The sequence below is a fragment of the Mesorhizobium sp. B2-7-2 genome (assembly GCF_006440775.1).
In the GTDB taxonomy this organism is placed as follows: domain Bacteria; phylum Pseudomonadota; class Alphaproteobacteria; order Rhizobiales; family Rhizobiaceae; genus Mesorhizobium.
This window is the reverse complement of sequence record NZ_VFTZ01000016.1, coordinates 137,339-156,723: the sequence shown is the minus strand read 5'-3', so window position 1 is coordinate 156,723 and position 19,385 is coordinate 137,339. Positions and strand designations below refer to the sequence as shown.

The window sequence follows — 19,385 nt, the reverse complement described above, 5'->3', positions numbered from 1 at the left end:
GCTCATCAGAATGAGCAGCCGTTCCTCGGATCGGGCGACCTTCTGCGTTCCAAACCTTGACAGCGGACATCAGAGCGATGTTCTCAGGCCACTGCGCTGAGTTCGTGAGCCTGGATGTAGGCCCATGGCAAGAGGTCGTCGATCTGGCTGTTCGGGTGGCCATTGACGATCCTGGTGAGGACATCGGCGAGATAGCCGAGGGGCTCGACGCCGTTGAGTTTGCAGGTTTCGATTAGCGAAGCGACGACGGCCCAGTGCTCGGCGCCGCCGTCCGATCCGGCAAAGAGTGCATTCTTGCGGTTTAGCGCGATAGGACGGATCGAGCGTTCAACAGTGTTGCTATCGATCTCGATGCGGCCATCATCGAGGAAGCGCGAGAGGCCTTCCCAACGCGACAGCGTGTAGCGGATTGCCTCGGCGAGCTTGGTCTTCTGGCTGATCAGCCCGAGCTTCTCGCGCAGCCAGGGCTCGAGAGCGACGGTGATCGGCAGGCTCTTTTCCTGGCGCACGGCACGACGCTGCTCCGCCGATCGTCCACGGATGTCGTCTTCGATGCGATAAAGTTCGGCGATCTGTCTCAGCGCCTCGCAGGCGATTGGCGCGGGACCGGCCGCGGCGAGTTCGTAGAAGCGCCGGCGCACGTGCGCCCAGCAGAAGGCGAGCGTCACGCCGCTCTTGTCGGCGAGCACGCGATAGCCGCCATAGCCGTCCACCTGCAGGATTCCTGTGAAGCCCGCGAGATGAGCGATCGGACGCTCAGCTTTGCGGTCGGGCGCGTAGACATAGGCGACGCCGCGCGGATCGGCTCCGTCCCATGGCCGATCATCGCGGGCATAGGCCCAGAGCTGGCCGGTCTTCGTTTTGCCGCGACCGGGATCGAGCACCGGCGCCGTGGTCTCGTCGGCGAAGAGCTTTGGCGAGGACTTCAGCTTCGCCAGCAGCCGTTCGTGAACCGGACGCAGGTGCCAGGCGGCACGGCCAACCCAGTCGGCGAGTGTCGAGCGGTCGAGATTGATGCCCTGCCGGGCGTAGATCTGCGCCTGGCGATACAGCGGCAGGTGGTCGGCATATTTGGAGACCAGAACCTGGGCAACCGTCGCCTCGGTCGGCAGGCCGCCTTCGATCAGCCGGGCGGGCGCGGGAGCCTGAACGATCACGTCTTCGCAGGCTCGGCAGGCATATTTGGGTCGGCGCACGACGATCACACGCAGCTGCGCCGGAACGATGTCGAGCCGCTCGCTTACGTCCTCGCCGATCCGATGCAAGTCATTGCGGCAGCACGGGCAGGCATGGTCCTCGATGTCGACCACCATATCCGTGCGTGGCAGATGGGGTGGCAACGCACCGCGGTTCGCCCGACGCTTGGTGACACGCGCCTGACGCTCCATGGGAGCAGCCTGTTCGTTCTCCTCCTCGCCGGCCGCCTCGATCTGCTCGGCTTCTTCAAGTCCCAGCAGCAGCTGGTCTTCCGGCAGCGTCTCAGCACGACGGCCGAAGCGGTGGCGCTGCAATTCCTTGATGATCTGGATCAACCGGGCGTTCTCGACGTCGCGCGCCAGCACCATCGCCTTCAGCGCATCCGGATCGTCGGGAAGCTGGTCCGCCGTCATCGCCATGAGTGGATCAGACCATATTCGTCGACAGCCCGCGACAGCGGAATCCAGGCTGATTCACTTGGTCGCGGGTCAGCCCGCCTGGGCTGGAACACGGGTCCGGCGCGCCTCGTGGACGCGCCGCCAGTCGAGTCCTTCGAGCAGCGCCGAGAACTGCGCCGCCGTCAGCTGCATCACGCCATCCTGAACCTTTGGCCAGCGGAACTCCCCGTCCTCCAAGCGCTTGGCATAGAGGCAGACGCCGGTGCCGTCCCAGAAGATCAGCTTGATCCGGTCAGTCCGCTTCGCCCGGAAGACGTAAACGGCCCCGCTGAACGGATCGGCCCCCATCGTCTCTCGCACCAGCGCCGCCAATCCCTCCGCACCCTTGCGGAAGTCGACCGGCTTCGTCGCCACCATGACCTTGACCGCACCCGTCGGCCCGATCACGACGTCGCCTTCAGCGCGCGGATCACCGCCGCCACCGTCTTGGCGTCGGCGCCACGGCCGACCCGCATGGCGACGCCGTCGATCTCCAACTCGATAACGCCGGCGTCGCGGGCAGCTTTCCGTTTGCGTTGTGGCTGTTGTTTCCCCGTCGGTTCCGGCTTCGGAGCCGGCACCACTGCCGGCACGAACAACGGTTCCGGTGCCAGCGCTTCCGCCAACGGCACACGAGCAGCCCGACGCCAGGCGAACAACTGCTGCGGGGACAATGCATACCGCCGGGCCACGGCACTCACGGTCTCGCCGGCATCGTAACTTTCAGCCACGATCCGGGCTTTCTCTTCCGGCAGCCATTCGCGCCGCCGACCGGAACCCGTGAACACCTCGAAACGGCGCGCGGGCTCAAGATTGCTGGATTTAAGCGTAAGCTCTGAAATCGTCATGTGTCGAAGCCCTCAAAGGCTCCGAACATCGTTCCTCACGACCACGCGCGAAAGGTGCCACCAGAACAGCGCTTACAGTTATCGGGATAGTCGACAACGTTGGAACACCTTGGGTTCACACCCTCCAGGTGGCGGCGCGAATAGGCCCCGAGCTGTCCGGCATTGCTTTGCAAAACTTCTGTGAGGTCGCTCTCGATCTACAAAAACAAAACCCTGTAGATCGACCTCTTCGCTACGCGCTGTCGTTGATACAGGGTTCTGAAATCAAGGTGCCCGACGCGTTATACCTGCAAAGTTTCCTGATGCGAGCCCTGATGGTCGATCCGAGAAACATCGACCTAGTGTCAGCGCTTCTGATCAACATGCGCCATGAGGGGCGGACGATACACGAAAGTCTCATCACCAAGCGCTTGACGTCGATTATAAAAGGCGGCTTGGAGCGCGGCGAGCACTATGAAGTTGCATGGGCGATCTTCCTCATGAAGGGCTTGGCACTGCCGCTGCAGTTGGGCGCCCAAGCTGCTCTTCTTGCGAAGATCGAATGTCCAGCGATCTGCTTGCTCATTCTCGACATGGCATCTCGCGGACTTGCTCCGGAGGCTCCAATCCGGGATTGGGAGCGCCGGGTGAAGGCCGTATCAGCCGACGGTCCCGACTGGTTGCTCGCCTACGAAGGAGTTCGGCATGGTTGGCTGGCAGACATCACTGGCGCTATCAGAGCCGATCCGATGTTGAAGCCCTTCTTTGACCGAAATATCGTCTTTTACGACGATAAGCGGAACGTGCCGACAACCAAGAAAGCGGTGAGAACGCGGCGCGCAAGATCGAAGAGGCTGACAACAGCAATGCTCTGGCGGATCATTACGTCCAAGTACATATAGATCCGACCACCCCGCCAGGGAAACCCAAAGACTGCATCAGGTCGATGCTGGGCTCACATTTTTCCGTCAGAAATTTGGCGCTCCGCATCAGAGTGGTGCGCCGAGTCATCTGGAGGGATGAGCGGTGAACCCGCTGCCTCGTGACCTCATGCAAAGGGAACTGTCGACTCAGCGCATACGGCGCTATGATACGTTGGGTCAGCTCAAAGACTTGCCGGAACCAAACAACCGTTAGCGTGAAGACGATGGACAAATTCAAGAGCTTATCCGACATCGCCACGGGCCAAAGTGATGGGCCGCTCGATCGACTGAGTCGCGGGCTAGAGCTGTCGACCCTCTCAACGGCCATCAGCAACCTTCCGGAATCGACCCTGTCGAAGGCGATCAGCGGGCTGGAGGTGTCGCCGTTCTCGCCGACCATTGCCGAGCTTCAGGCAAAGGGATCGGCCCTATCGCAGACCTTCGCCGAGCTGCAGGCAAGGGGATCGACCCTATCGCCGACCATTGCCGAGCTTCAGGCATCGCCTGGCATGGCATTGATTGCGCGCGCCACCCAGTGGGCAAGCCAACTCGCTAGCACGGGTACGCTCGCGGTGCACATGCCGACTGGCACGCCAAACAAAGAAATCGAGCTAATCCAGCGGGCCGCTACTGGCGTCTTGAGCCTCTCGGCTGAGGTAGGCCGCTTGCGTCTGAGCGCTCTGGGAGCGGAAACTCTGTCCGCTGGGCTGCAGACAACCCGGTTGAAGCTCTCCGCACTGGCTGGTGCTGGAGACGTGCTTGGCTTCGCGGCGAGATCAAGCTTCACAGCCTATGAGGAGCTATTCGGCAACTGGCACACGCGGTCTGATCTGCCAAACCGCTTCTGGAGCGATCCAGAAATGCGCCAACGACACTACCGCGAAGCCAAGGTTGACCCGGGTCTGATCGAGACCACGTCAACTGGTGCGATCGAGGTTGTCATAGAGAGCGGTTTCGCGGCCGGCGCTTCGGAAGCTGGTAGGTCCGTCGCGCTGCTGGACGTTGCGGGGCTGTCCGTTCAGATACGGTCGGCCAATCCCAGAAATGATGCCTTCAGCGCGATAGGCTTCTTTGAGCGCGCGTTGCGGTCCTTCATCTCGAAGAAGATGGAAGCGGTGGGCGGACCGCAGTGGTTCAAGCAGAGGGTTGGGGGCGAAATCCGTAACAAGGCGCGTGATCTTCGCGCGGCGGCGATGGCGAATGGCGAGCGGGATGAAGCGTTGCTTTCTTATCTCGATCTTGGCGACCTGATGGCGATCGTGCTTCGCGCGGATAACTGGAATCAAGCGTTCGGGTACGTCTTTCCAAACGAACAAAGGCTGCGGCTTGACCTACAGGCGCTTATCGCCACTCGCCGTCCGACGATGCATACGCGCGATGTCGATGCGGTGCGTCTCGTCGAGCTGATTTGCATTATCAGCCGCCTTAGCCAATTTATGACCGGCGACGGCGAATGGAAGCGCATCGCCGACTCCGAGGATTGAGGGCTGCTGTTCATCGGTTGGGCGTCCGCACTGTCTAGAGCAAACGTAGTTGGTCACCGGGTGTCGAGCCCAGCGGAAACTTGATCTGCGTGGCGGGCTTCTCGACAATCACCAAAGCGTCGTCCGGTGCCGGATACGGCTGCCAATGAAAGTAGTTGGTCTTGCGAATGTTGGTGGTCCCGTAATCGGCTTTGCCTGTCACTCGCTCCGAAGGTGACGGCATTCCCCTCAGGAGATAGGCCAACTCTCGCCCCCTTCGAGAGCGTTTCGGACCACGGGGCCGGGCCAGTTGGGATAGATGTCAATGGACGGCTCAAGGTTGCCCAAGATGTTCCGCAAGGTACCGGTCCACTGGCGGATGGCCTCTTGCGAAGTGGTGAGGTTGTAGAGGTTACACATCGTTTTAATGTTCCCAACAGACATTGAATTTCAACCAGTTCTCTCATCGCCAGTTGCCCCGGTCCAGTTGCCCCTTGAAATAGATCTTTAAGTGGCTCTTAGTTGAGGTTGGTGGGTTTGGATGTTGGGTTATGCGTTCGGTTGTGAAGTTTCTCGCTGTCGCGTCAGTTATTGTCGCCACATCAAGTTCAGCTAAGGCTCTGGAATACAAGCCGGTATCGTCGCCGGGCGAGCTTCCGTTTCTCATCGTCTCTGGTGAATTTGGGGTCAACGAACCTCTGAATGAGTTTAGCCACGCTGTCACAAGCAGTGGGGCTAGGGTGGTCGTATTCGACTCGCCGGGCGGCAGTATCGGAAGTGCAATGCAGCTTGGACGTTTGATCCGGGCAGCCGGCCTTGATACGCTTCAAGTCCGACAGTTGCAGTGCGCGTCGGCTTGCTCGTTAGCTTACATGGGTGGCGTTCGCCGTGTTGCCGACCCGGGCTCTATTGGTGTTCATCGCTCATCCTTCGCCCCAGAGAACGGAATGTCTACCGACGAGGCTGTGGCCAACGTTCAAGCCGTAACTGCCGATATCATGTCCTACATGTCCGAGATGGGCGTTGACCCCAAGTTGATGGCCGTAGCATTGAGTTACGACAGGTTTGATATGCGATATCTCTCCGCCAGTGAGATGGCTGAACTGCGCGTAACCAACGTTTCTACCACGCCGCCGTCCGTTGACACGTCGCGTGTGTCGCCAACGCCCAGTCCGGCCCCCGCTGAAGCCAGCGCAGACGAGCGGCAGCTAGAGAGCGCGGCGGTAGCATTTATCAAGGGGCTCATCGAGCACCATGGCGACAACGCAGATTTGGCGATCGCTCAGGTTCAAAATTCGTATGCTGGCATCGTCGATTATTACGGAAAGCCAACGGACCTAAGCTCGATCATCGCCGACAAGAGAAGCTATTTCCAACGATGGCCGGAACGGGGATACAATCTCCACGACGAGAGCGTCATAGTCACCTGTGCCAATGAGCGATGCATGGTGTCGGGCACTTATGACTGGGTCGTCCGCAGCCTGCCAAGGCACAAGCAGGCAAAAGGTGTGGCGCGCTTCAGTTACACGATTGCGATTGGGCAGAACCCCAAAATCATCGCTGAGACCAGCAAAGTCATGCGCTGAAAGTTCCGTCAGATTAGTGCCTTCTCAAGCGCCCGTCTCGCAACCTCAAGCCGCGCCTCGTCGCCCCATAAGTCCTCACCAACGCTGCCCGATGAGTGACCCAGAACAATGTCTTGGTCCGACTTTGTGACGCCGGCCAAGCGTAGTCGGTCTTTCATGAGGTGGCGAAGCGAGTGGGTGGTAGCCTTTGGGTCCGTCACGCAGGCCCGAACGTGCTTGCCCAAGGCAGCAGATGCTGAGGAGGCGCCTTTGGGACGCCCGTAGGTCGGAAAGAGCATCGTTGCGCTGCCGGCAGCCTTGACGGCTTCCTTTGCGGCCTCCAGCGCGCGACCTCTCAACGGCACATTCCGCCGCGATACGGCATTCTTAATGCGGCGGTCATCGTGCCACTCAACCGTGATGTGCGGGACGACGTGGTCAACATGCACGTCCGCAACGCGAAGACCTGAGACCTCGGCGAGGCGGCATCCGGTACCAGCGAGGATTGCCCAGATGTGTTGAAGGTCTGCCTTCGCATGGTACGCAATGCGGGCGGTTACCCCGCAGTGTATCGCGCGGTGTATCTCTGGGGAAGCGGAAACCCGGGCAATCCTTGGGTTTCAAGACATTTCTGGATTAAGTGGCTCCCCGGGCCGGAGATGAACTAGCGCTTGCAAAGCGAGCCACAGTGGAGGACTCGGCTACAGTTCGAGTTTTGTGGCCGCGCTCTGTGAAATTTCACAGACCTATTTTCTGCAAAGTGCACAGGAAGCGCCGACAAATCCCCGCCAGTTGTTTGAACGGTTCCCGACCTTATGTCGCGAAACCGCCGCCGGTTGCGCCATCTTATGGTGCGCCCGTCGAGCGAGGCCACCCAGCCTACGAAGTCAGCTGTGAGCCACAGTGATCTTCAATGCACGATGGCCCACGCTTTCCGCGGCGCAGCGCTGCGTGAGCTCCTGCTGCGGGCGGCGATGGCACGGGAATTGCGGCACGGGGGGTGCGGCGCTTGACCGGAGAGCCGCGACGGGAGAAGCGCCGCAACGTGCCGGGGGTGCCGGCGCCGCGGGCGTCCTGCCGTTCATGTTTGATTGGAGCCCACCCATGTCCAGGCTGAATGCCGCCCTTGTCACAGTAATCGCTTTGTTGGCCCTAGCTTTGTTCGCGCTGGGAGCGCTGAAACAACATCTGGATACGGCCGAGGACCTGCAATGTGTGGAGGACCAACGCCTGATAGCGGCTGACTTGCGCATACGCATTCCACAGCGGCGCGACGCCCTCCTCAACGACCCAGCCTCGCCAATTGCGGGCAATCCGGATGGCGATATCGCTGTGGTCTCGTTCTTCGACTACAACTGCGGCGTTTGCCGGGCGGCAGCTCTCGATCTACAGGAGGCCCTCAGCAATGATCCCAATGTGAAGCTTGTGTTCAAGGAACTCCCAGTCCTGGGGCCAGCATCCAAATTTGCAGCGCGCGCAGCGCTCGCGTCGTACAAACAGGGGAAGTATCAGGCGTTCCATCTCGCCCTCATGGCTTTCCCCGGCTTCCTCAACCAGCGCACCACCTTAGCCGTTGCAGAGCGGGTGGGCCTCGATCTCGAGCAGCTGAAGCGGGACATGCAAGACCCAGCCATCGCAAATGCCATCACACGCAATTTCGCACTCGCCAAAGATCTGTATATCGAGGGCACACCGGCGTTGGTGGTCGGCGACGAAGTAATCCCAGGGGAAGTGGGGATGGCCCGACTGCAACGCTCCATTGCTGATGCCCGCGCCTAGGCAAATCTTCGACAGCTGCAAAAGTGCCGTTCTGACCGAGGGTCTCGGGATCGTCTTTGGGAGCTGGGGTTTTGATGTGCTCCTGAGCGCCTTCTTCGCGGTTGGCTTCTTGACCAGACCGGAACGCGGGGCGCGAGCGCGACGCCGGACATGGCGCCGTCTCCCGGCGTGCGGCTATCACCCAAGATTCCGGCGGCCGCGATCTCGCTCCTGGACGCTCTCCCCGTTACGCGGCAAGGGGCGCCGAGAGGTGGAAATTCACGGCTCTGCGGCGTCGACCATATCCACGCGTCCAGGCGCAAGGATCGATGGTATCACATCAGCTGCGGTGCCGACCACCAGTCCTGAATCCCGCGCGCCTGAAGGCGCGCGCCGGGTGCTCGTGCACCGAGCCCGCTTTTCTTCGCAAGGCTCAGGCGGTCTCGGCCATCCGGCTTCGCCCCCTGGCTTGGGCCGCCTTTCGGCTGCGCACGGCCGCCGGCCGATCGGCCGGCGTGGTCTGTCTTTTAGGCCGTCCCCGGGTGCGCGCGGTGGGCGGCTCTCCCTTCTAGGCCCGCCGCGGCATCCCGCAACCCTTCGCTGCGCTTCGGGTCCTCCTCTGCGTTCCGGTCCTTCGGATGCGGTCCGCCTTTCACGGCGGGCCTTTCCGGTCGTTTTCGCCGCCCACCCCGCTTCCGGGGGAGGGCGCGATTTGGCGAGCGGAGGACCAGGGCATGCGTTCAACCAACAAACGTTCCGGCAGCCGAAAGGCTGGCGCAAGCAGGGGCGGGCGCGCAGGCGCCAGCCTTTATCAAGAGATCACGGACCGCATCATTGCCGAGCTCGAGCGCGGCATCGTGCCATGGGTCAAGCCCTGGGGAAACGCAAAGGCAGGCCTCGGCCTGCCCAGGAATGCGGCCACCGAGCGCCGCTATTCCGGCATCAATATCCTGATCCTGTGGGGCGCGGTCATCGAGCGCAGCTATGCCTGCCAGAACTGGCTGACCTTCCGGCAGGCGCTTGCCCTTGGCGGCAATGTCAGGAAAGGCGAGCGCGGCACGACCATCGTTCACGCCGACCGCTTTGTTCCGCAAAACGAAAAGGAACGCGCCAAGGTCGATGGCGACGAACCACAGGCGGTGCCCTTCCTGAAGCGCTTCACCGTCTTCAACGTCGCGCAGTGCGAGAACCTGCCCGGACATCTCCATGCCGCCGCCGAACCGCTGCCGCAGCGCCAGATCATCCCGCAGGCCGAGGCGCTCATTCGTGCAACCGGCGCTGATGTCCGCATCGGCGGCGATCGCGCTTTCTACATGCCGGACTGCGACTTCATTCAGGTGCCGCCGCAACCGGCCTTCTTTCAGCAGATCAACTATTACCGGACCTGCTTTCACGAGCTTGGCCACTGGACCGGCCACCCGACGCGCCTTGCGCGCGACCTCTCCGGCTCGTTCGGCTCCAAGGCCTATGCGCGCGAGGAACTGGTCGCTGAAATCTGCGCAGCCTTCGTCTGCAGCACTATGGGCATCGAGCCGACCGTGCGCCATGCCGATTATATCGGCTCATGGCTGAGCGTGCTGCGCGAGGACAATCGCGCCATCTTCCGCGCCGCCAGCCATGCCTCGAAAGCCGCCGATCTCCTGCTCGGCTTCAATGCCGACGTGGAAGGCGAGGCGGATGCCGAGATCGCCGCATGAGCGCGCTTCGTCGCCCTACGCGAGAGCCTTGCGCTTCTGACGGCGCGCGATGCGGCCGCGCGGAAACCCCTTGAATACCGGCCTGTTGGTCAACCCGCCGTCAATCACGAACCGTTTTGAAGGAACGCCGCAATGATCCTCATCACTGACGAACTGCGCCTTCTTCTGCTCGCCAATGGCGCTGCCGAGACCGAAGCCGACCATGTTCCGGTCGTGAAACTGTTCAATCCGCTGGGCGCCGCCACCTGGCTCCTGAGCGAGCTCGATGCTGATGGCGATACACTCTTCGGCCTCTGTGATCTCGGATTGGGCTTCCCCGAACTCGGCAGCGTCAGCCTTGCCGAGCTCCAAACCGTGAAGGGACCGCTTGGCCTCGGCATCGAGCGCGACCTTTATTTCAAGGCGCGGTTTCCGCTCTCGGTCTATGCCGAAGCCGCTCGCCTATGCGGCCACATCACCGAGGCCGAAGGGCTCTTGCGGCAGGCCGCCGCCGCCCTCTCGCTTTCCCTTCCCGAGCTTCCGTCCGACCGGGCGGAACAATAGCGCCCTCCGGCGCAAAACCGTCGCGCCGCTCGGCCAGCGGCCTCGCGGTCAGGCAATTTCGGCCATAGCAAAGGAGAAAGACCATGCAGCTTGCCCACGTTTCCATCGACCAATTGAGCATCGCCGCCGCCAACATGCGGCATTCCAAACGCGCGCCCGACATCGCCGACATCCTGCCCTCGGTGCGGGCGCGCGGCGTCCTTGTTCCGCTTCTGGTGCGGCCCAACGGCTCGCCCGACACCTTCGAGATCGTCGCCGGGCGCCGACGCTATTTCGCGGCCAAGACCGTTGCCGACGAGCGCGGCAAGGCCGCGCCGCTGCCATGCGCCATCATGGAGGATGGCGACGACGCCGACGCGCTCGAAGCCTCCCTGATTGAAAATATCGCCCGCCTCGATCCCGACGAGGTCTCGCAATGGGAAACCTTTTCCCGCCTCATCAGGGAAGGTCGCACAATCGCCGATATCGCGGCCACGTTCGGCCTCACCGAGCATCAGGTGAAGCGGATTCTGGCGCTCGGCGAGCTTCTGCCCAGGATTCGCGAAGCCTATCGCCGCGAGGAAATCGACGCCGAGACGGTGCGCCATCTCACCATGGCCTCGAAGGCGCAGCAGAAGGACTGGCTGGCGCTCTTTGCCGATCCCGACAACCGCGCGCCGCGCGGCTGGCAATTGAAGCAATGGCTGTTCGGCGGCCAGTCGATCTCGACCAAGGTGGCGCTGTTCGCCATCGAGGACTATCCCGGCCTGATCGTCTCCGATCTGTTCGGCGAGGAAAGCTATTTTGCCGACGCCGACCTGTTCTGGCTCAAGCAGAATGAGGCGATAGCCGCCACGCGCAACGCCTTTCTTGAGGCCGGATGGAGCGAAGTGATCGTGCTCGAACCGAGTCAACATTTTCACGCATGGGACCACGAAAAGACGCCGAAGAAGAAGGGCGGCAAGGTCTTTATATCAGTCTCGCATCGCGGCGAGGTCGCGTGTCACGAGGGCTGGCTGTCGCACAAGCAAGCCCGCCGCGCCCGAGCCAATGGCGAGGCCGCAGAGGCCGAGACCCCGGACAAACCCTCGCGGCCCGAAGTCACTGGACCGATGCAGAATTATGTCGATCTGCACCGTCATGCCATCGTGCGCTTGGCGCTCCTTGACCGTCCGGCCGCAGCCCTTCGCCTGATGGTGGCACATGCGATTGCCGGCTCAAGCCTGTGGCAGGTGCGTACCGAGCCGCAGCGCGCCGCCAACGAAATCGTGGCGGCAAGCCTTTCAGCCTGCAAGGCCGAAACCGCCTTCACGGATAAGCGGCGCGAGGTCCTGGCGCTGCTTGGAGAACCGGACGAGGGTGGCGCGGTCGCTGGCCGCAATGGCGGCGACTTCGGCACGGCAAGCCTGTTTGCGCATTTGCTGACGCTGTCCGACGATGATGTGATGCGCGTTCTCGGCATCGTCATGGCCGAGACGCTTGAGGCCGGCAGTGCCGTCATCGAGGCGCTCGGCAATCATCTCAATGTCGACACCGCCGCTTGCTGGCAACCGGACGACGCCTTCTTCGACCTGTTGCGCGACAGGGAAATTGCCAATTCGATGCTTGCCGAAATCGGCGGCAAGCATGTCGCGGACGGCAATGTCGCTGAGAAGGTGAAGACGCAAAAGACAATCATCCGCGACTTTCTGTCCGGCGAAAACGGCAGGCAAAAGGTCGAGGCCTGGCTGCCGCGCTGGATGAAATTCCCGGTCGAAAGCTACACGGATCGAGGCGGCTTGCGCACCGCCGATCAATGGGCACGGGTCCGCTCCCTGTTCGACTGCCAATAGCCCGTCAAGCTGGGCGGCGGCTGCCAGGATGGCCGCCGCTCGGCATCGCACCCCGGTCGCAATGGCCGCATGTTCGTGACCTTTGCCCCCCGTTTCCAGCGGCACAATCCAGCCCGGCAAACCACCTTGGTCCCGCAGGTCGTTCAGCCCGTCGGATGCCTGCCCTGGCGCCCGACCCGTGGGGCACGATCTCGATCGGCATGGCGCGGCATCAGCCGCAGTCCCGCAATCCTCTCCTGCTTGGCTTGGCTGCAGCGACCGCGCTCGCCACGATCTCCATGCTCCCTGCCAGGACCATCCCCTGCGGCTGGCTTGTCGACCTATGGACGGGTCCGGCCGCCCGAAACCCTCGCCAGCAGCTTTTTTCCCCGCCGCCTGCGGCGGCTTCCTCGCGCCGCTCCGCTTCAAAAAAGCCGCCTGCTCGGGTCCTCCGCTGGCGCTGCGGCCCTGTCAGGTTCAGGCGCTCCGGACGCATCCATCACGGTCCGCCATCGCAGGGGATGGTCCCCGGCGACAGCAAAAGGAGACTTCGAAATGACCGCGATCGGTTACGTCAACAAGCAGGAAAACGGCGCCTACAAGGGCCAGCTCAAGACCCTCAGCGTCCGCGCCGACATCGACATCATCCCCAACCAGGCCAAGAGCGCCGACAACCATCCCGACTACAGGGTGCTGACGCAAGGGGTCGAAGTTGGCGCCGGCTGGATCCGCACCGGCGAGACCTCCGGCAAGGATTATGTGAGCCTGTCGATTGCCGCGCCGGAGTTCGGACCGCGCAAGCTCTACGCCAATCTGGGCCGCGCCGCCGGCCAGGACGATGACGACACCTACGCCATCATCTGGAACCCGGCCGACTGATCGGGCTCATCGGAGCCCCGCGCCGCAGCCGGCGCGGGGCTCTTGCCACAGAGCGGCGAAAACTCGCCCCCAACTCTTCGCCCGTCCCCAAGACGACCTCGCCCCCCCATCCTCGTCTCGCTCGCAAGCCAAACGAGGATCATCATGGACAACGAAAACGAACGCGCCGCCCGCGCCAAAAAGGGCAGTCCGTTTCTCAACACAGCCCAAGCCGCCTTCTACATAGGGCTCTCCCAGCGCACGCTGGAAAAGATGCGGCTCAAGGGCGGCGGCCCGAAATTCCGCAAGCATGGCCGCTACGTCCGCTACCACATCGACGAGCTCGACGACTGGTCGAAAGGCCGCCATAACCAGACCCATTCCAACGATGGAGGCCGTTCATGAGCCGGCCTCCTTCCATCGGTCTGACCGGCAGCCGCCTGCGCCGTGCTCGGGCGACAAAGGCGATCGCCGCGACCGCGATTGCCCTTGGCCTGGTTGCCTTCGGCCCCCTTGCAAACCCATCGCCCTTCTTGATCTGGAACGCCTCGGCGAGCGCGCCGGTTGGCCTCTATCGCGTCGTGGCGGGAGCGCCAGCACGCGGCGACCTGGTGCTCGCCGGCGCACCGGATGCCATTGCCGGCCTCGCTGCCGAACGCGGCTATCTCCCGAACGGCGTTCCCCTTGTAAAGCACATTGCCGCGCTGCCGCACGAACGTGTCTGCGCCTTCAACGAGGCGATCATCATCGGCGGCAAGATCGTCGCACGTCGGCTAGTTACCGACACCCAAGGCCGTCCGCTGCCCTGGTGGAGCGGCTGCCGCGCGCTCGCTGACGACGAATTCTTCGTGCTGAACGGCGAGGCACCGCGCTCTTTCGACAGCCGCTATTTCGGGCCGGTCCGAGCCACCAACATCATCGGGAGGCTCGCGCCGCTATGGACCGAGTAGCCCTCCTGATGCTTGGCATGATCGCTGTCGCGCCATGCGCCTGTTCCGCCTCGACCGGCGCTGAGCCGGTCGCCATCTCCCATAGTCCGCAGCTTGGAAAATGGCGGCACTTCGTTGCCGAAGCAAGCAAGCGTTTCCGTGTTCCCGAGGCCTGGATCTACGCGGTGATCGATGCCGAAAGCGGCGGCAAGACGATGCTCCACGGCCGGCCGATCACCTCGCGCGCCGGTGCCATGGGCCTCATGCAGGTGATGCCGGAAACCTATCAGGACATGCGCGCGCAATACGGACTGGGCGCCGATCCCCACGATCCGCACGACAACATTCTGGCCGGCACTGCCTATCTCCGCGCCATGTATGACCGCTTCGGGTTCCCCGGGCTGTTTGCCGCTTACAACGCCGGACCCGAGCGCTACCAGGCGCATCTGAAGCGCGGCACGCCGCTGCCGAAAGAGACCGTCGACTACCTCAAGCAGCTCCGGGCTGCCGGAGTTTCGCGAACCGACATCGAGCAGTTCAAGGGCAAATCTGTCGCTCCGGACAGGCAAGATGCACCCTCGGGGCGCTCGCTGTTTTTCCCGCAAAATGGTGGTCGCGCTTTTGCGCGAAACGGCGATCTCTTCGTGCCGCTGGGGAGGGATGTCGCACATGTCAAAGAGCCGGAACGCTAGCAATGGGGGGCCGGACGCGTCCAAAGGGGTGGGGCGCGGAAGGCAAGATAAAGGCACCGCCTCCCAGGGCCGGCGAAGTGTCTGTCTGCACATCATTTTTGCCGGAGGCACCCTCCAGCGTCAGGAGAACTTCGGAGCGCAAATGGCTGATTCGACTCTGTTCCAGGCGCAGGCCAAGCATGAGGGATGACGAGTTCAGACCGAAGCTCGGGAAGATTGGCTCCCGTGGTTCGAAGGCCGGCAAACGCTTTGCCGGCCAGGTGCGGGCGGCGATCAACCGAGCTGGTGGCCGGCCCCAGCGTGGTGGGCGCTTCGCGGGCAGCAGGATAGGCCGGGGTGGGGCGACGGCCGCGCTGCTGAAATCACGCGATCGCCATGCAGCCTTCCGCCAGCGCCGGGTCGTCGTCAAGGCGCGTGTCGTCAAGCTGGCCGGCAAGAGCGCGGACGGGGCGCGTGCGCATCTGCGCTACATCCAGCGCGACGGCGTCACCCGGGACGGCGCGCCTGGCCAGCTCTACGGCGCCGACAGCGATTGCGTCGCTGGCAAGGACTTCCTCGATCGTGCCGATGGCGATCGCCATCAATTCCGCTTCATCGTCGCACCCGAGGACGGCATCGAATTTGACGACCTCAAGCCACTGACGCGGCGGCTCATGGCACAGATGGAGGAGGATCTCGGCACGAAGCTCGACTGGGTTGCCGTGGACCATTTCAATACCGGCCATCCGCACACCCACATCATCGTGCGTGGCAAGGACGATCGCGGCGAGAATCTTGTTATAGCGCGAGAATACATCTCGAGCGGCATCCGCGAGCGCGCCGCCGAGCTGGTCAGCCTCGATCTCGGTCCGCGCACCGACCACGAGATCGAGCATCGCCTGCGCCAGGAAATGCAGCAGGAACGCTTCACCAGCATCGACCGCCGCCTGCTGCAGCTGCGTGACGACAGTGGGCTGGTTTCGCTGGATAGCCGCGACGCGTTTCGACAGACCTTGCACCAGGGGCGCCTGCGCAAGCTCGAGCGGATGCATCTGGCGGAAGAGATCGCCCCGCGCCGCTGGCGGCTCGACGACGGGCTTGAAGCGACGCTGCGCCGCATCGGCGAACGCGGCGACATCATCAAGACCTTGCATCGCGAACTGACGGGCAGGGGGATCGCCCGCAGTGCCGCCGACTGCGTGATCCACGATGGATCCGGCGAGCAGGCCGCCCCTGTCGTCGGCCGCGTTGTCGCGCGCGGGCTGGCCGACGAGCTCAGCGACCGGCATTACCTCATCGTCGACGGTGTGGATGGCAAAACCCGATACATCGACATCGGCAAGGGCGAGGCGACAGAGCCGACGCCCGACGGCTGCATCGTGCGTGTCACGCCGAGGAACACACAGCCCAGGCTGGTTGACCGCACAGTGGTCGAAATCGCGGCTGCCCATGACGGCCGCTACAACATCGACATTCATCTGAAGCACGATCCGGCCGCCACCGACCGCTTCGCCGATACGCATGTCCGCCGGCTGGAGGCAATCCGGCGCGCTATCGGGGGCGTGGAGCGCGAGCCCGACGGCACCTGGATCATCGCGCCGGATCATCTCGATCGTGTCGTCGCCTACGAGCGCCAGCAGGCCAGGACCCAGCCGGTCACGGTCGACAAGCTCTCATCGATGCCGCTGGAGCGGCAGGTTGGCTTTGACGGCGCGACCTGGATCGACAGCCAGCTTGTCTCCGAGGCATCAGAGAGGTTGCGCAATTCGGGCTTCGGCCGTGAAGTGCAGGAGGCGCGGAGCCGCCGGCAGCAGTGGCTGATCGCGCAGGGCCTTGCTCATGAGGAGCAGGATCGGATCATCTATCGCGCCAACATGGTTTCGATCCTCCGCCAGCGGGAGTTGAACCGTGTTGCCGGTCAACTGTCGGAAGAGCTTGGCCTGTCCTATGCCGAAACGCGGCCCGGTCATCGCGTAGAGGGCACGCTCCGCCGGTCAGTTGAACTCGCCAGCGGCAAATACGCCGTTATCGAGAAATCGCGAGAGTTCACGCTCGTACCATGGCGGCCGGTTCTCGAGCGGCATGTCGGCAAAGAGGTTTCCGGCCTGGTGCAGCGCGAGGGCATCTCTTGGAACATCGGTCGGCAAAGGAGTGGGCCCAACGTCTCGTGACCTGCGCAGCTATACGAACGCGGTCTGCCTTCGATCGGCCCGGGCAAGACTTCGACAAGGTGCTCCGAGCCTGCTTGCATCGGCAGCGAAAAATGGGGCTGATAGCCACCCGATTCGCATCGGCATCGATCTTTGATGCACGATCCCAAATCGACTGACGCAGACGACGGGAATGCGCTGGGCAGCAGAGGAAGGTAGCAATGCAAATGATCCTTAGGGCCATCGGCAGAGCCTGGCATTCGGCCTTGTCTAAGATCGACACAGCGCGGTTGCGGCGGCAGCGTCGGCGACTCGGCGACGTTGCCACGGCTGAATTTCAGCGGCCGAAACTCCGCACCGCCGAACACTCCGCGACTAAGTCGGCCACCGGGCCATCCTCTCCGCGACACGCGGCGGTCCCCATGATGGACAGCTTGCAGGGACAATCTGCGCGGCCGCGAAGGTCGAAAAAGCACTGAACATGGCCGCAAATTGCGCCAATCGCTGACGAATTTGACAGCTTACTAACTCTCCGAGACGGGTGAGTTGAGGTCAGGAGACCTGCAGAGCCGAGATCAACGATCCGTCTCGCCGGATGTCAAAAGACATGCTCGCCTATCCGCTGGCTGGATGGCAGCTATCCCAAAAATCGATTTTACCTGTTTTGCAGAATTCTACTACGGAGGCTGAGCGCTTGGCGCGTTCCCTTCGAGCCGACTGAGGCTACCGGGAAGAATTCGGAGACGAAGTCATGTGCGGGATTGTTGGCATTGTCGGGCATCAGCCGGTGTCGGAGCGGTTGGTCGACGCGTTGAAGCGGCTCGAATATCGCGGCTATGACTCAGCCGGCCTTGCCACCATTTGCGAGGGCTCGCTGCACTCCCGGCGCGCGAAGGGCAAGCTTGTCAACCTCGAGAGAAGGTTGAAGGAAGAGCCGCTGAGTGGGATCGTCGGCATCGCACACACGCGTTGGGCGACCCACGGCGCACCCACCGAGCGCAACGCGCACCCGCACATTGCGGAGGGTGTGGCCGTGGTTCACAACGGCATCATCGAGAATTTCGCCGAGTTGAAGGATGAACTCGCGGCGGCGGGCGCCGAGTTCCAGACCGATACCGACACCGAGGTTGTCGTACATCTCTTGGCACGATACCGCCGTGAGGGCATGGGGAGGGGTGAGGCAATGCATGCCATGCTGAAGCGCGTCAGGGGTGCCTATGCGCTTGCTGTTCTCTTTGAGGATGATCCGTCCACCATCATGGCGGCGCGCAATGGACCCCCATTGGCGATCGGTCATGGCGTCGGCGAGATGTTCCTGGGCTCCGACGCGATCGCGCTTGCTCCCTTCACAAATGCGGTCACGTATCTCGTCGACGGCGACTGGGCCGTTATCGGCAAGACAGGAGTCGACATCTTCAATTTCGATGGCCATCCCGTCGAGCGTCCGCGCCAGACTTCCCTTGCCGGGGCATATCTGGCTGATAAGGGCAAGTATCGCCATTTCATGGAGAAGGAAATTCATGAGCAGCCCGAGGTTGTCGCCCGTGCGCTCGGTTATCACACCAGCTTCGAAGGGAATCGCGCCGACACGACGTCTTGCATAGATTTCGCCGGCATCCCGAGCCTGGCGATCTCGGCTTGCGGCACCGCCTATCTGGCTGGACTTATCGCAAAATACTGGTTCGAGCGCTATGCGCGCCTGCCGGTCGAAATCGACGTCGCGTCCGAATTCCGCTACCGGGAGATCCCGTTGCCGCCGCAGTCGGCGGCTCTCTTCATTTCGCAGTCCGGTGAAACCGCCGACACGCTCGCATCCCTGAGATACTGCAAGGCGCGTGGGCTGAAGACCGGCGCTGTCGTCAACAGCCGGGAATCGAGCATCGCGCGGGAGGCCGACGCCGTCTTCCCGATCTTCGCCGGCCCGGAGATCGGCGTTGCCTCCACCAAGGCGTTCACCTGCCAGCTTGTGGCTCTAGCCACACTCGCCATTGGCGCTGCCAGGGCCCGTGGAACGGCAACGCAAGATGAGGCAAAGGCGCTCGTCACGAGTCTTGCCGAAATGCCGGGCGTCATGGGCCGGGTCCTGAACAGCATCAAGCCAGATGTCGAGCTCCTATCGCGCGAACTGTCAAAATTTCATGACGTCCTGTATATCGGCCGCGGCACCAGTTTCCCGCTGGCAATGGAAGGTGCGCTGAAGCTCAAGGAGATATCCTACATCCATGCCGAGGGATATGCGGCTGGTGAATTGAAGCATGGTCCGCTCGCACTGGTCGACGAAAACATGCCAGTGATCGTCATCGCGCCACATGATCGCTTTTTCGACAAGACCGTCTCGAACATGCAGGAAGCGGCCGCCAGAGGCGGTCGGATTATCCTCATCACGGATGAGAAAGGGGCCGCTGCTTCGAAACTCGACACGATGCACACGATCGTGCTGCCGGTAGTCGACGAGATTATCGCGCCAATGATCTTTGCGCTGCCGATACAGCTTCTTGCGTATCACACGGCGGTCTTGATGGGCAAAGATGTCGACCAGCCGCGCAATCTCGCAAAATCGGTTACCGTCGAATGATG

At 62.6% G+C, this 19,385-nt stretch carries 17 protein-coding genes; 13 read left to right on the top strand and 4 right to left on the bottom strand.

Features of this window, described 5'->3' with window-relative positions; all coding sequences use genetic code 11:
• Nucleotides 1-83: 83 nt before the first annotated feature.
• The 3 genes from FJ425_RS21545 to FJ425_RS21535 form a co-directional block, all read right to left on the bottom strand.
• Entirely contained in the window at nucleotides 84-1,616 is a 1,533-nt protein-coding gene (locus FJ425_RS21545; RefSeq protein WP_064993412.1) for an IS66 family transposase, read from the bottom strand.
• 69 nt (nucleotides 1,617-1,685) lie between these two features.
• Entirely contained in the window at nucleotides 1,686-2,042 is a 357-nt protein-coding gene (gene tnpB, locus FJ425_RS21540) for an IS66 family insertion sequence element accessory protein TnpB (RefSeq protein WP_064993413.1), read from the bottom strand.
• Entirely contained in the window at nucleotides 2,039-2,482 is a 444-nt protein-coding gene (locus FJ425_RS21535; RefSeq protein ID WP_064993414.1) for a transposase, read from the bottom strand. Before FJ425_RS21535 ends, tnpB begins: the two co-directional genes overlap by 4 nt.
• A gap of 128 nt (nucleotides 2,483-2,610) precedes the next feature.
• Between FJ425_RS21535 and FJ425_RS21530 the strand changes: the two genes are divergently transcribed.
• Nucleotides 2,611-3,363, top strand: a complete 753-nt coding sequence (locus tag FJ425_RS21530; RefSeq protein ID WP_064993415.1) for a hypothetical protein — start codon at nucleotides 2,611-2,613, stop codon at nucleotides 3,361-3,363.
• Nucleotides 3,364-3,608: 245 nt separating this feature from the next.
• The gene (locus FJ425_RS21525; protein ID WP_064993416.1) at nucleotides 3,609-4,868 is read left to right on the top strand and encodes a hypothetical protein; all 1,260 of its coding nucleotides are present in this window, start codon (nucleotides 3,609-3,611) and stop codon (nucleotides 4,866-4,868) included.
• Between the two features lie 34 nt (nucleotides 4,869-4,902).
• Here FJ425_RS21525 and FJ425_RS32100 read toward each other — a convergent pair whose 3' ends face one another.
• On the bottom strand, nucleotides 4,903-5,112 hold the full coding sequence (locus FJ425_RS32100) for a hypothetical protein (RefSeq protein WP_224655926.1): 210 nt from the start codon (nucleotides 5,110-5,112) through the stop codon (nucleotides 4,903-4,905).
• 286 nt (nucleotides 5,113-5,398) lie between these two features.
• On the opposite strand from FJ425_RS32100, the gene FJ425_RS21515 reads away from it, so the two are divergent.
• From FJ425_RS21515 to glmS, 11 genes are all read left to right on the top strand, one after another.
• On the top strand, nucleotides 5,399-6,433 hold the full coding sequence (locus tag FJ425_RS21515) for a hypothetical protein (RefSeq protein ID WP_064993418.1): 1,035 nt from the start codon (nucleotides 5,399-5,401) through the stop codon (nucleotides 6,431-6,433).
• A 1,083-nt stretch (nucleotides 6,434-7,516) separates the two neighbouring features.
• Complete coding sequence (locus tag FJ425_RS21505) at nucleotides 7,517-8,191, top strand: DsbA family protein (RefSeq protein WP_064993420.1); 675 nt, start codon at nucleotides 7,517-7,519, stop codon at nucleotides 8,189-8,191.
• A gap of 713 nt (nucleotides 8,192-8,904) precedes the next feature.
• Nucleotides 8,905-9,867, top strand: coding sequence for a zincin-like metallopeptidase domain-containing protein (locus FJ425_RS21500; protein ID WP_064993421.1), 963 nt, complete (start codon nucleotides 8,905-8,907; stop codon nucleotides 9,865-9,867).
• Between the two features lie 132 nt (nucleotides 9,868-9,999).
• Nucleotides 10,000-10,410, top strand: coding sequence for a DUF2958 domain-containing protein (locus FJ425_RS21495; RefSeq protein WP_064993422.1), 411 nt, complete (start codon nucleotides 10,000-10,002; stop codon nucleotides 10,408-10,410).
• 83 nt (nucleotides 10,411-10,493) lie between these two features.
• On the top strand, nucleotides 10,494-12,221 hold the full coding sequence (locus tag FJ425_RS21490) for a ParB/RepB/Spo0J family partition protein (protein ID WP_064993423.1): 1,728 nt from the start codon (nucleotides 10,494-10,496) through the stop codon (nucleotides 12,219-12,221).
• 534 nt (nucleotides 12,222-12,755) lie between these two features.
• The gene (locus tag FJ425_RS21485) at nucleotides 12,756-13,079 is read left to right on the top strand and encodes a DUF736 domain-containing protein (protein WP_013533279.1); all 324 of its coding nucleotides are present in this window, start codon (nucleotides 12,756-12,758) and stop codon (nucleotides 13,077-13,079) included.
• Between the two features lie 144 nt (nucleotides 13,080-13,223).
• Complete coding sequence (locus FJ425_RS21480) at nucleotides 13,224-13,463, top strand: helix-turn-helix domain-containing protein (protein WP_064993425.1); 240 nt, start codon at nucleotides 13,224-13,226, stop codon at nucleotides 13,461-13,463.
• On the top strand, nucleotides 13,460-14,008 hold the full coding sequence (locus FJ425_RS21475) for a S26 family signal peptidase (RefSeq protein ID WP_064993426.1): 549 nt from the start codon (nucleotides 13,460-13,462) through the stop codon (nucleotides 14,006-14,008). Before FJ425_RS21480 ends, FJ425_RS21475 begins: the two co-directional genes overlap by 4 nt.
• Nucleotides 13,996-14,679: a lytic transglycosylase domain-containing protein gene (locus FJ425_RS21470; protein WP_064993427.1), complete on the top strand. Its 684-nt coding sequence runs from the start codon at nucleotides 13,996-13,998 to the stop codon at nucleotides 14,677-14,679. The genes FJ425_RS21475 and FJ425_RS21470 overlap by 13 nt, the downstream gene beginning before the upstream one ends.
• A 179-nt stretch (nucleotides 14,680-14,858) precedes the next feature.
• On the top strand, nucleotides 14,859-16,829 hold the full coding sequence (gene rlxS, locus FJ425_RS21465) for a relaxase/mobilization nuclease RlxS (RefSeq protein WP_064993429.1): 1,971 nt from the start codon (nucleotides 14,859-14,861) through the stop codon (nucleotides 16,827-16,829).
• Between the two features lie 730 nt (nucleotides 16,830-17,559).
• Nucleotides 17,560-19,383, top strand: coding sequence for a glutamine--fructose-6-phosphate transaminase (isomerizing) (gene glmS / locus FJ425_RS21455; protein WP_064993430.1), 1,824 nt, complete (start codon nucleotides 17,560-17,562; stop codon nucleotides 19,381-19,383).
• Nucleotides 19,384-19,385: the final 2 nt, after the last annotated feature.